Annotated in this window: 9 protein-coding genes and 2 pseudogenes; 8 read left to right on the forward strand and 3 right to left on the reverse strand. The window is 62.4% G+C overall.

What is annotated here, in order from left to right:
- Positions 1-16 precede the first annotated feature (16 nt).
- Positions 17-604: a flavin reductase family protein gene (locus RIA72_RS10520; protein WP_350032134.1), complete on the forward strand. Its 588-nt coding sequence runs from the start codon at positions 17-19 to the stop codon at positions 602-604.
- A 43-nt stretch (positions 605-647) separates the two neighbouring features.
- On the opposite strand, the gene RIA72_RS10525 is transcribed toward RIA72_RS10520, so the two are convergent.
- The 3 genes from RIA72_RS10525 to RIA72_RS10535 form a co-directional block, all read right to left on the reverse strand.
- The gene (locus RIA72_RS10525) at positions 648-1,301 is read right to left on the reverse strand and encodes a TetR/AcrR family transcriptional regulator (RefSeq protein ID WP_350032135.1); all 654 of its coding nucleotides are present in this window, start codon (positions 1,299-1,301) and stop codon (positions 648-650) included.
- A gap of 139 nt (positions 1,302-1,440) precedes the next feature.
- A complete protein-coding gene (locus RIA72_RS10530; RefSeq protein ID WP_350032136.1) occupies positions 1,441-2,703 on the reverse strand; it encodes a spinster family MFS transporter in 1,263 nt (420 codons plus the stop codon).
- 148 nt (positions 2,704-2,851) lie between these two features.
- On the reverse strand, positions 2,852-3,436 hold the full coding sequence (locus RIA72_RS10535; protein WP_350032137.1) for an RNA polymerase sigma factor: 585 nt from the start codon (positions 3,434-3,436) through the stop codon (positions 2,852-2,854).
- Between the two features lie 627 nt (positions 3,437-4,063).
- On the opposite strand from RIA72_RS10535, the gene RIA72_RS10540 reads away from it, so the two are divergent.
- From RIA72_RS10540 to RIA72_RS10575, 7 genes and pseudogenes are all read left to right on the forward strand, one after another.
- On the forward strand, positions 4,064-6,268 hold the full coding sequence (locus RIA72_RS10540; RefSeq protein ID WP_350032138.1) for a molybdopterin-containing oxidoreductase family protein: 2,205 nt from the start codon (positions 4,064-4,066) through the stop codon (positions 6,266-6,268).
- 130 nt (positions 6,269-6,398) lie between these two features.
- A complete protein-coding gene (locus RIA72_RS10545) occupies positions 6,399-8,714 on the forward strand; it encodes a TonB-dependent receptor (RefSeq protein WP_350032139.1) in 2,316 nt (771 codons plus the stop codon).
- Between the two features lie 255 nt (positions 8,715-8,969).
- Positions 8,970-9,524 carry a hypothetical protein gene (locus RIA72_RS10550; RefSeq protein WP_350032140.1) on the forward strand — a complete coding sequence of 185 codons (555 nt, stop codon included), beginning with the start codon at positions 8,970-8,972 and terminating at the stop codon, positions 9,522-9,524.
- Positions 9,525-9,853: 329 nt separating this feature from the next.
- Positions 9,854-10,141 carry a recombinase family protein gene (locus tag RIA72_RS10555; RefSeq protein WP_350032141.1) on the forward strand — a complete coding sequence of 96 codons (288 nt, stop codon included), beginning with the start codon at positions 9,854-9,856 and terminating at the stop codon, positions 10,139-10,141.
- The gene (locus RIA72_RS10560) at positions 10,086-11,573 is read left to right on the forward strand and encodes a recombinase family protein (RefSeq protein WP_350032142.1); all 1,488 of its coding nucleotides are present in this window, start codon (positions 10,086-10,088) and stop codon (positions 11,571-11,573) included. The genes RIA72_RS10555 and RIA72_RS10560 overlap by 56 nt, the downstream gene beginning before the upstream one ends.
- A 621-nt stretch (positions 11,574-12,194) precedes the next feature.
- Positions 12,195-12,752 (forward strand): annotated as a pseudogene (locus RIA72_RS17475) (transposase); the annotation flags it as partial.
- Positions 12,753-12,792: 40 nt separating this feature from the next.
- Positions 12,793-13,086: pseudogene (locus RIA72_RS10575) on the forward strand (IS66 family transposase); the annotation flags it as partial.

A 13,086-nucleotide genomic window follows, 5' to 3' on the forward strand; every position in this document is an offset into this window, starting at 1 on the left:
GCGAAGAAGGCGCCCCATGCGAATCGATCCCCAGAGCCTGAGCGAGCTGGATATTTACAAATTGCTGGTCGGGATCGTCGTGCCGCGCCCCATTGCCTGGATCAGCACGATCGACAGCCGGGGCATCGTGAACCTCGCGCCGTTCAGCGCCTTCACCTTTGTCTCGAACAAGCCGCCGCTGCTTCAGGTGGGCATCTGGCGCGAGAATGGCCGGCGCAAGGACACCGCGCGCAATATTTTCGCGCAGCGATGTTTCGTCATCAACATCGTAAGCGAAAAGCTGCTTGAAACCGCTCACGCGACATCGGCGCCCTATCCTCCGGAAGCGAGCGAGGCCGAGCTGCTGGGAGTCGAGCTCATGCCCGGCGAGTTGATCTCCGCGCCGCGCATCGCCGGCTCTCCGGTCCAGATGGAATGCATCTTCCATTCGAGCATCCAATATGGCTCCGACGGCGCGGAGGCCATCGTCGGCGAGGTCGTCCGCTTTCATATCGACGACGAACTGATCGGGGATGGCAAGATCGATCAGCGGCGGCTGGCACCGGTCGCGCGGCTCGGCGGGCCGACCTACGCCACGCTGGGCACCATCTTGCATATGCCGTAAGCGACGCGCGGCCTATCCCAGGGAGCCGCTCGCCGTTCCCCTTTCAGGCGCCGCTCACCGGAGGTTTCTCCAATATGCCGAGGAGCGCGTTGCAGGCGAGCCGGACATCCCGGTTCCGCGCCTCGCCGCCCAGGCCGATCGCCGTAAAATGCCAGTGCATCTCCGAGAGGCACATCAACGCATAGGCGACCGCCCGGCGCGCCGGGATATCGGCCTCCGGATAACAGGCCGCCAGTTCGGCTTCTTTCGTCGCTATGGACTCGCCATATCCGCGGCAGGCAAGGTCGCCGACGCCCGCGTCGCGCACGCCCAGCGAAACAAGTTCGGCCATCAGCACCACGTCGCTCGGCGTCTGGAAATGTTCGCCGCTGACGATGAAGTCGACCAGCCGCTTGCGGCGCTCCTGCGCGCCCAGCCCTTCCCCGTGGAGGGTGAGGCCATAGACCGAACTGGACACGATCCGTTCCAGCGCCGCCTGCAAGAGCGAGTCCATGTCGCCGAAATAGTGAAATATCAGTGTCCGGCTGACGCCCGCGGCCTTGGCGACCTGCTCGACCGTACTGCCGTGAATTCCAAGGCGCCGGACACAATCGATGAACGCATCGATGATCTCGCTGCGCCGTTCGGCCGCGATCTCGCTCCGGCTCTTCCTGCGGCCGGCCGTTTCACGCGGCGCGCTTTGCGTTAGGTTCGCCATATTATCGCTCGATAGCCTTTCATCGATTGGATCGTCGCGGAAGGAAGCTCAGGCATAATGCCATCCGGGCGAATTGCCATGGCGCATTGGTCCGCGCTTCGCCGGTCCGCAAAATGCCGAGACCGAAACGATTTCGACATCATGCCGCTGCGGCCCGCAGATCGAGGCGCCGCGCCGCCGCCATCAGCATCAGGCCTCCGACCGCGAAAAGAGGAAAACTCGCCAGCAGGCTTTGCCGCAGCGCATCGGGACCCGAAAGCGCCGAGAAGGCGTCGGAGATCAGACCGACGATCCACGGACCTGCCCCGAGACCGACGAGATTGATGATGAGAAGCATGCAGGCCGGAGCGGTAGATCGCATATTGGCGGGCACCATATTCTGGACGATCGCAAGGCTCGGCCCGATCCATGCGTAGAACATGGCAAGCCCCACCATCACCAACGGGAGGGTCAGCCACAGCTGATCGGCATACAGCCCGGCGAGGAAGAGAGGCGCCGCAGCGACAAGCGCGAGACCGGGTCGCCGCGCATAAGCCGCCATGTCCTGCTTGCCCGATTTTTCGGAAAGCCATCCGCCAGCCAACAGACCCGAAACACCGGCGACGAGCACGAGCATGCCGACGATCTGGCTCGCCGCTTCCATCGGCAGCGCGTAGCTGCGCTGCATGACGCTCGGCAGCCAGAACAGGACGGCATAGCCGGGAATGCTGGCGATAGCGGCGCCCCAGGACAGCAGCCAGAAGCTCGGCTGACGCGCCAGGATGGAGAATACGCGGTTGACCGGAACCGGGACCTCTTTGACTTCTTTGACTTCCGGCTGGGGTGCGGGCTCGCGTACGACGATACGGAATATCGGAGCGAGCAACAGGCCCAGAAGCCCGACGGCAATGAACGCGGTGCGCCAGTCGGCGACCTCGGCGACGAAGCCGCCCAGGAAATAGCCCGAAGATGCCCCGATCGGACCACCGAGGCTGTAGACAGCAAGCGCCCGGGCGCGCTGGTCGGGCGGGAAATAGGCCGACACGACCGAATAGGAGGGCGCGACGCCTCCGGCTTCGCCGATCCCGACTCCCATCCGGAACGAGAGAATCTGCCAGAAGCTGGTCGCGATGCCGCAAAGCGCGGTAAAGATGCTCCATACGGAGAGGCAGACGGTAATCACCCAGGTTCGGCTCAGCCGATCGGCGAGCATCGCGAACGGGATGGAAAGGGTGGTATAGAGGATCGCAAAGGCGAGACCGCCGAGGACACCGAGCTGGGCGTCGGAAAGCTGCAGGTCCGCCTTGATGTCTTCCGCCAGCACGGCGACGAGGATCCGGTCGATATAGTTGGATGCGTAAACGAGCAGAAGCAGCGCCAGCACGATGAACCGGTAACAGGGTCGTGATGAGATCGAGGCCATTACGTTCAACTCGTGCAGCTCGTTGCTGGAAGGGGCGGACGGTCGTCCGGCGCGAGGCCCCGGCGCGGAGGCCGCGCTTCATGTTGGAGACAACCGGTCCGGCGAAAATGGGAATGACAAATTCGGTCGAATGCCGGTGTCTCGTGCGTCATCGGTTCGCGCCGGCCGAGACGGACATTCGCTCGGGAATGCGGCGACGCTGGCGAACGACCAGTCCGCGACCTCCCTGCACGAAATTCGCAAGCGCGCGCACGCCCATGCCGGTCTGCTTGTTCACCGCATCGAGGCCGATGCCGAGGCGGCTGGCGGTTTCGCGGGCGCTCAGGCCGTCCATCTTGCGAAGCTCGACAATTTCACGGATGCGCGGCGAGAGGCGGTTCATGCCATCCTGTATGCGCCGGAGCGAATCCCGCGCGGTCAGATGCCGCTCGGCGGCATGAAAATCGACATCGGCGATGACGACCTCCGGTTCGGCCATCAGATCGAAAGCGACCATCCTGGCCCGCTTGCTGCGATTGATCAGATGATTGCGCGCAACCGTAAACAGATAGGCGCGTGCGTTGTGCGGAAGCTCTCGACGGGCGCCCGAAATGGTGAGTTCATAGACATCCTGCCGAAGGTCGCCGACGTCCTGCGATGCGCGCCAGTTCCGCCTCAAAAAGCGGGTCAGCGCGCCCTCGAGCGGCAGGACTTCGGTACGGAACCAATATGCCAGCGCGTGATCGTCGATCATGCAATAGTCTCCCCTCCCCAAAAATCGGGGAACAAGGCCGAAGCCCGAAAGGACGAAACGGAAAAGATTCCGAACGGGACGGGTGCAGCGATTGTCCGGGCGGCCGAAACGGGTGGCGCGCCTTCAGATCATCGGATGACTAATCTTCCGGAGGCCGTCGCGGAGCGCCGGGCCGGTGGAAAGTATCTCTCCCTCGCTGATTTTGCGGTTTTGCACCTTGGCACGCATTTGCCATTTTCAAGAATCCTCTCCCGAAGCCGCGACAGGCCGCCGTCGGATTGTTCCGCTCCCGGCCCTGCTTACCGTGCGAGTATTTCGCTGACTGACTGATCAGTCAACAAAAAAATGTCGTGAGCCGTTTTTCGGATAGGGTGCTGTTCCGGATGACAAAATTCCGCATCGAAAATCAGGGGGGCTTGCCAAAGCGGCCAGGACCAGACGAAGAGGCGAGAGAATCGCTTCCGGTTTTCCCGCACGCCCGCAGCATCGGGCAGGCGGAGCACCTGCCGCCGGCACGCGCGAACACCCGCCTCCGGAACCGGCTCAAAAAATGAGGGCCGCGCGTTACCAGTCGAGGCACTTCGATTGTCGCCAGAATAGAGGACTCACTGAAGAAAAGGCTGCCCGGTGTCCGGAACGATCCAGAAGCGCACCATATGCTTCACCTGCTCGCAGCAGTGCGGCCATATCGCCTATCTGAAGGAGGGCGAGGTGGTGCGGCTTCAGGGAGATCGCGATCACCCGAGGACGGGCGGCTTTATCTGCCCGAAGGGCGCGCAGGCTCCTCAACTGCATTATTCGCCCGATCGCATTCATCGTCCGCTGAAACGGATCGGCGCGCGGGGCAGCGGCGAGTGGAAGCCGATTTCGTGGGATCAGGCGCTCGACGAAATCGCCGCAAAGCTCATGCAGCTTGCCGCCGACCACGGCCCGGAGAGCATCGCGCATTCCTGCGGCACCACGCGCGGTTCGGACGCCGGCATCGGCAAGCGGTTCATGAACCTTCTCGGCAGCCCCAATATGGTCGCGCAGGACAAGATCTGCGTCGGGCCGACGGCCATGGGCGAATATCTGACCTATGGCTTCGGGCCGACCCATGCGTCCTCGCCCGTGCCCGGCGTGACCGAAACACTGGTCCTTTGGGGTCGCCGGCCGACGCAGTCGGCGCGGCCCGCGTGGCGCGTCATGGAAAAGGCCTTCGCCGAAGGAACCCGGCTGGTCGTCATCGATCCCGCGCGCACCGACGAGGCGGCGCGCGCCGACCTCTGGCTGCAGTCGCGGCCGGGCACCGACGCCGCGCTCGGTATGGGATTGCTGCGCGAGATCATCGCGTCCGGTCGCTACGATGCCGATTTCGTTGCCCGCGAGACGATCGGCTTCGAGGCTTTGCAGGCGCGGGCCGCCGAATATCCCCTCGATCGCGTGTCCGCCATCACCGGCGTTCCGGAAGCCGACATTCGCACCGCTGCCCACATGATGTCGGGCGATGGGCCGACGGTATTCGGCTGCGGCAACGGTCTTTGCCAGTCAGGCGTGACGGCGGTGCAGCAAGGACGCATCATGGCGTGCCTCATCGCGATCACCGGAAATTTGAACCGGCCGGGCGGCCATATGCTCAAGGGACCGCCGCGCGACATTCTCGCGAACGCCGACTGGATGGCGCCTGAGACGATATCGAGGGAACAGCGCGCAAAGGCGCTGGGCGCGGATCGTTTCGGAAGCATCGGGGGCTATGACCGGCTGGACGAGGCGATGGCCGAGGCCTGGTACGGCAAGCGCGGTATTCCGGAATGGATTTCAAGCGCGCACGAACCGACCTTGTGGCAGGCGATCCTGTCCGGCCGCCCCTATCCGGTGAAAGCGCTTGTCATCCAGACGCATAATCCGGTTGGCGGCAGCGCCAATAGCGGCGAAGCGCGCACGGCATTGCTCAGCGACAATCTGGAATTGCTGGTGGTCCACGATCTGTTCCTGAACGCCACCAGTTGCCTCGCCGATTATCTGCTGCCCGCCGCGCACTGGCTGGAGAAACCGTATTTCTCGGTCGGCGGAGGGTTCATGGGATGGTCCGGCGACTATGTCGAGGCAAACGCCGCCACCATCCCGCCCGAGCACGAGCATCGCAGCGACTATTATCTATTTCGCGATCTCGGCCGGCGATGCGGGCAGGAAGACTGGTGGCCCGAAAGCGCCGAAGCCTTTTACGACCGGATGCTCGAACCCGCGGGGCTGACATTCGACGCGGTTGCCGAGCATTTCGGCCCCCTGACGGGAGCGGCTGCGCGCCACCCGGACAATAGCGCCCCCCCGCCCCCCTCGCGACGGGCCTACGGCACGCTGTCGGGCAAGGTCGAACTGCGAAGCACCATGATGGAAGAATGGGGGCAAGACCCGCTGCCGCATTTCCGCTGGTCCAGCGTCTTTGATCATGCACCCGACTACCCGTTGATCCTGACCACCGGCGGACGGCAGCTCGAGGGGTTTCATCAGAGCTCGCAGCAGACACTCGCCTTCCGGCGCAAGAATCCGCACCCCTTCGTCACCCTCCATCCCGATCTCGCGAGCAAGCTCGGAATCGAGGCGGAACAGTGGGTGACGATCGAGACCCCCATCGGGTCGGTGCGACAGATGGTGCGGATCGAAGAGCGCTTCGCTCCGGATGTCGTTCATGCCGACCGCTGGTGGTATCCCGAGCGCGGCCCTATGCCCGCCGACCCGTTCGGCGTCGCCGAGACCAGTATCAACATGTGCACGAGCAACGCGGACGCGGATCTCGATCCGGTCATGGGGTCGTGGCTGATGCGCGGTCTTCCCTGCCGTATCCGCGTCTAGCAGCTCTGCCTCCTCCCCGATCCGGCCCGCACCGGATCGCTTGAAAGCAACTTCGCGTTACCAAAGTCGCTCCGAGCCTTGTCCTTCTTTCTGCCGGCACCGCCGAGGGACCGAACGAAAGGGGATGGTTATGGATAACTGGCTGAAATCGACTCTTCTAACGAGCGCTTGCGCCATCGCGCTCACGACCGCCGCGCGGGCCGACGCACAGGAAACCCGCGCACCGGACGCAGAAACCGCGACCGACGAGAGTGCCGGCCTGAGCGAAATCCTCGTGACGGCGCAGCGTCGCGAAGAAAGCGCCCAGAAGGTACCGATCTCGATGACCGTCCTCGGCACCGAGGCGATGGCGACGATGCAGACGATCAACGACCTCGCAGCGAAGATTCCGAACGTACAAATCGATGAGGCGCAGGGCGTGCCGCGTCTGTCGGTCCGCGGTATCGCGCAGTCCGATTTCAACCCGAACGCGACGACCTCGAACATGGTCTATCTCGACGATGTGCCGTTGAATGCCGCGCTCGCCCAATCGGCACTCACCTGGGACATCGAACGGGCCGAGGTCCTGCGAGGCCCGCAAGGCACGCTTTTCGGCCGAAATGCGACCGGCGGTGCCATTCGGTTCATTTCGGCGATGCCCACCAAATCGTGGAGCGGCTATGCCGACGTGACACTGGGGCGGTTCAACCAGAATATCGTCAACGGCGCCATCAGCGGTCCGCTCAGCGACACGCTCGGCATCCGCATCGCCTATACCGGCCAGAGGTCCGACGGCGATGTCTATAATTCCGTCACCCGCAAGAGGATCGGCAATGACTATTATGGCATTCGCGGCATCGTGGAGTGGGAACCGAGCGACCGTGTGCACGCTGTCCTGCGCGCGCAATATTTCAACAGGAACTCCCCTGTTCTGTCGTGGAAGAGCACGCCGGGCCTCGCGTCGAAGCCGGGGTTCGGACCCTTGGTCGACGGGCGCAGCGTGGCGGAGCTGCAAGCCGATTACGGGTTTCAGAATCTCGGAGCCTCGACAAAGTATCGCGTGACCGAAATCGACGGAAACCCCGACGGAAATCTGAAGCATCTCCCGATTTCCTTCACGACCGACATCGACCTCGGCCCCGTCACGCTCACGTCGGCAACGGGTTATCTGAAAGCCAAGCAGGCCTATATGACCGACGGCGACACATCGCCCGTGCCGATCCTCAACGCATACTACATAACCAATGTGCGCCAATGGACGCAGGAGCTTCGCCTTGCCTCGAATGCAACCGGTCCGTTCAAGTGGATCGTGGGCGGCTTCTATATGGACGAGAAGATCAAGGCGCGGCTGAGCTGGGATGCGACCGAATGGCTCGGCCAGACGCTTTATCCCAATGCGAACACGGTGCTCTATACCCGCGGCCAGCGGCAGGGCACCGAATCCTACGCCGTCTTTGCGCATACGACCTATGAGATCACCCCTGAACTCATGCTCACGGCGGCGGCGCGCTATACCTGGGAGAACAAGGACATCTTCTATATCTTCCGGTCGCGCTGGGATTTTCCGACGAGCGTGCCGCGCACGTCTTTCCAGGTCGCCGATTTCAAGCGCGCGGTGGAAACGCAGAATCTGGGCACGCTGCTTCAGGCAGCGCAGCCATCGCTCGGCGGAAAGGAAAGCTGGAGAAATCTGAGCTGGAAGATCGCGCTCGATTATCAGGTCAGCCCGGGCACCATGGTCTATGCGCTCGTCTCGCGCGGCTTCAAGGGCGGGTCGTTCAAGCCGACCGCCAACGTCCGGGGCGAAGTGCTCAACGCCGACGGGAGCATTCTCTCGGTGCGCCCTGAAACGGTCACCGACTATGAAATGGGCGTGAAAAGCAGCCTCATCCCCGGCCGGCTGCGCGTGAACGCCAGCGCTTATCTTTACGACTTCCGCGACTATCAGACGAACCAGCTCGTCCCCAACAGCGGGCTCCAGCTTCTCAGCAACCTACCGAAAGCACGGATGCTCGGGGCCGAGCTGGAGATCGAGGCCGTGCCGGTCGACAATCTCCGGCTGAACCTCGGCACGGGCTTTACCGACACCTCGATCCGGCGATCCACCGATCCCGCGCTCATCGGGAACAAATTGCCGCTCGCGGAGAATTTCAACCTCAACGCGTCGATGCGCTACGATCTCGAGACAAGCCTCGGAACCTTCGCGCCCGAGGTGAACCTGAAATATCGCGGCCATTATTACACGTCGAAGGAAAATATCGTCCGGCTCGGCGATTTCGCGACCGTCGATGCCCGCCTCTCCTACACCAGCCCCGGCGAGGGCGTGTACGGATCGCTGTGGATCAGAAATCTGACAAACAAGCGCGTGGCGCTTGTTGTTGACGACCCCAGCGAATTCTGGGGCAGCAACATCGCCTATGTCAACGCGGCGAGGACCTATGGCGTCACGCTCGGGGCTCGCTTCTAGACATCGCCCGTCTTGGGCCAGGCGGCAGCGGCCCAAGACAAAAGGGATATCGGAAGCCGGAACTTTCGTCCGGAGCGGAAAAGCACATCTTTCCGCTCCGGATATCGGCGTTTCCGGAAAGACGGGCCTTCCGGACTTGCCGGGCAAGCCCGCGGCGGATAGCTGACCTGAGGAGCGAGCCTCGGACGGCAGCGGGTTCTGCACGCCGCGACCTGCACCAGATGCTGACGATCAATTCGCGACAAGGAGGTCCTTGTGAGCACTATCCTGAGATCGCCGGAAAAAACCAGAACGGCGCTGGCGATGCTCGCTATTCCCCTCGGCATTGCCACGATGGACCTCCTTGTTTCGGGATCGCTGCAGGTCAGCCGATTTCTCCCGTTCGGCGTGTCTACCTCTTTCGTTCCCACAGTGGGGCTCGCGCTCCCGGCGATCAAGCGTCACAATGTGCATCTCGCAAACCGCCTCTTCTTCCTGCTCCGCTGCACGGTTACACGCGATCCGGGACATCTCCCCAAGGGCCTGCTGGCGGTCACCAACTGTGCCGGCAAATCCATGATCGCCGGGACGCGCGAGGCCGCGGAAGTTCACCGCGGCGAACCGTTCACCTTCGAAGAGATTCACACGCACCAGCAGTCGCGTATCGGAACCGGCGAACGCCGCGATCCGAAGGAGGCCTATTCGCACGCCTACACCCGTATCGGGAAGGTTTTCGCCAAGGATTTTGTCCGCAACCCGACCGGTGAAAGTAGCATTATCGCGGAGCAGGCCTGGGGTCCGATCGGCTGGCGCCTTGGGTATGTCCTCTAACGGATAGCCGGTAAACCAGTCTGGCGGGCACCAATCAGGAGCGGTACAGCGGGTTTCCGCCGCTTTTTGCATACGGTGGATCGCCTCGCGCCGCCAACGCCGAATCGGGTTCGGGGGCTGATGCATCAGTATCGCCATGTCCGACGATGCTCCAAAGACACAGAAGCAAAACCGAGCCGGGCCCCGTCGAGGGTCCCGGGCGACGGTCGCGCGTCCTGTGGCCTGCTACCTGCCGGACATGCTGTCGCTGTTCCCGGGAGAGGCCCGGCTCGTCAAATGTCATCTCGCTGACCGCCTGCGCCTGCTCTTCGAATGAAGCGGCAGAAATAGTGAAAAACATTGAATCGAAGGAAATTGAAATGGTGAAGTCGAAGGTTGCACCCAAAGCATTTGGTTACGTGCGCGTGAGCGTCGACGAAGAGGACGGCAATAACGCCAGCATCGCCAGCCAGAAGGCAGCGATCGAAGCCTATGCCGAGAAGGAAGAGATCGAGCTTCTCGAAATTTTTGAAGAACCCCGGGGTCTCAGGCCGCAAACTTGCCCGCAAGCAGTTCGACAAGATGATCGATCTCGCCACCGGGTCCGAGCACCCGGTTCAGGTTGTCATCGTGTATAATCTCAATCGCTTTGCCCGGCACCTGCTCACACAGTTTGTCGCGGAGCACCGTCTGCAGAATGCCGGCGTCCGCCTCATTTCGATCACCGAGGATTTTGGGCCCGGCCCGAACGGCCAAATGATGCGTTCCATGGTTGCAATCATGAACGAAAAATATGCGAATGGCGCATCCCTGTTCACGCGGCGCGATCGTCGAACCAATGCGCGCTCCGGCTATTGGAACGGTGGCACCGTTCCGTTCGGCTACAAGACCGAAACCGCTGCTGTGGAAGGCAATAAGGAACGCAAGAAACTCGCGATCGTCGAGCATGAGGCCGCTGTCGTTCGCCGTATCTATGCCTTGGCGCCTCATGGCCTCAGCGGCCAGCCAATGGGAACGCGCGCCATCGCTGAATGGCTAGCCGCCAACGGCTACACGATGCGCGGCAAGCCCTTCTTCCATAGCGCGCTGGACGGCATCCTGACGCAGCCGCACTACCGCGGTGCCTACCCGGACAAGACGGCCGCCGATAACGGTCGCGTCCCTGGGCCCGAGGACTGGATTTGGGTCGAATGCCCTCAGATCGTCGAGCCCGAAGAAGCCGAGACCGTAGCCGCGATCCGCGCAAAGGCAGCGCCGGCAAAGACGCCGCCGCGTATCACCAACGGCCCTACCCTGCTCACGGGTCTTGCCGTTTGCGACAATCCCGCCTGCGGTCGCGGGCTGACGATCCGCACCGGCAAGGGCGGCCAATACAGCTATTATGCCTGTAGCGCCAAGATCAATGGGTCCGCGAGCCGTTGCTCCTGCAAGGCCATTCGTGAAGAGCAGCTCGACGATGTCTTGCTCGAAGCGCTGAAAGAGCGCATTCTCGAACCTCCCCGTCTCCGCGAGTTGCTGGCCCATGTGGTCGAGGCTTTGGACGAAGCCAATGAGCGTCGTGCACACGATCTCCAACAGGCTCGCGCCGAACGCACCCGTGCCGAAACCGCCATCGGAAAGTTGTTCGAACTCGTCGAGACTGATCTCATGTCGCCTCGTGACCCGACCGTCGCCAAGCGTTTCGCTGAGCATCGCACCAAAGTGGCCTCGCTGAACGATACGATCGAGAGCCTCGAGCGGCAGATTGCGAAAGGCAAGCGCCGCATTACGCCCGAAATCATCGACCGCTTCGGGAACATGCTCCGCGAAAAGCTCGAGGCCGATGACCTCGTTCTTCGGAAAGCCTATGTCCGTCTCATCGTGGGCAAGGTCGGTCTCGGCAACGATCAGATCACGATCTGCGGTTCGAAACTCGCGCTCGAGCATGCCCTCGTTCGGGGTGACCGCCACCCCGGCGGGGTGGTGCCCAGTTTTGACCGGGAATGGTGCCCAGAAGAGGAACTGAACTGGGCATCAAAGCGGCGGAAATCCGATGCAATCAACAACGAGATACCGCTGAAACCATCATAGAAACCATCACAAAATTTGGCAAGGGCTGGACGATATCGGAAGCCGATTTTTGGTTGCAAATTCGCTCGCGATCGCAGTCGCAGCTTTTCAAGCTCGCCGGCAGAAAAATCGCCGACCGAGTAATCATTTTATGAGCGTCGAATTCGAGCTGGCAACTTGCTAGCTATTGCGGCCCAGTCCTGTTGACGAGGCCAATAAGGTCGAGACCACGCGTTCGAGTTCGGCCAGTGCGGCAATTGCCCCCATTCCCAAGAACGACCGCGCGCGCCCGGCGCTGGCCAACGGGCCGCCTTGCGCCGATCGCCTCAGAGAGTTGCCGCACATCCGCCAAAGGACGACAAATGGAGGCTTTGAGCGTCGATCATAACGGTCGAGTTCGCGCCTCGCGCTGTCGCCCGGGTCGTCTTGCAACTATGTACGGTGCCCTTCCGACCAGGCCAAAACAAATCCCATAGCTCAATCCCAGAGCCCACGCGGGTTCCCCCATCAGAGGCTTTCGTACGCTAAAGCGCCCGAGCCCTTCGCGTTAGGATGTGGATTAGCGCCAGAATGGGGCTCTGACTCACTTTTGGTGCAAGTGCGTTGATAGTGGCGAGTTTTTCCCCGAAGGAGGAGATCGCCATGCATGGGAGAGGTTTTCGCGAAGCCATTGCGCCAACAGGATTGGTGATCGACAAGGTCGAGTATGCCGCCGATCAGATACGGATCACCCGGCGATCCCGATTTCGAGTTTCGATTTACCCGAACTGCTGCCGCCCATCTGCGCGTGTCCACAGTCGATATCACTGTACACTCGCCGATCTACTCTCTCATGGCCGACCGGTTCGGATTACTCTTGTCGCCCGGCGTTTTCGCTGCGCCACATCCCGCTGCACCACGCGGATCTTCGTTGAACGCTTTCCTCCAGATGTGACTGCAACATTTGCCCGGCGTACGGCCCGCCTGGATTCTATCGTACATCACCTTAGGCTGGCGCTGGGTGGGCGTCCGGCGGCCAGCTTGGCGCGCCGCCTTGAGGTGTTCATCGGCGCGGGCAAGCGGCGGGAGTGGCCGCCCGAGGTGGAGGCCTCGATTGTCGCGGAGTGCTATTCGGGCCGCAAGGGCGTCAGTCCTGTGGCGCGCCGGCATGGGCTGGATCCCTCGCAGCTATACGCCTGGCGGCGGGATTTGCGTAAACAGCTTGAGGCCGAGGGTGTGATCCTGCCATCGGCACATTCGGAAGATCGGCGAGGATGTGGCCGAGCGCCTCGATGTGGTGCCGACCACCTTCCGCGTCCTGGTCACCCGGCGGCCGCGTTATGGCTGCCGTTCGTGCGAGAGCGCGATCGTGCAGGCTCCGGCGCCAGCGCGGATCATCGAGGGCGGTACTCCCACCGAGGCACTGATCGCCCAGGTGCTGGTATCCAAGTATGCCGATCACCTGCCGCTTTACCGGCAGGCCCAGATATACGCCCGGCAGGGCATCCGGCTCGACCGATCCACTTTGGCCGACTGGGTCGGGCGAGCGGCCTGG

This window comes from Sphingopyxis sp. (assembly GCF_040216815.1).
Lineage (GTDB): Bacteria > Pseudomonadota > Alphaproteobacteria > Sphingomonadales > Sphingomonadaceae > Sphingopyxis.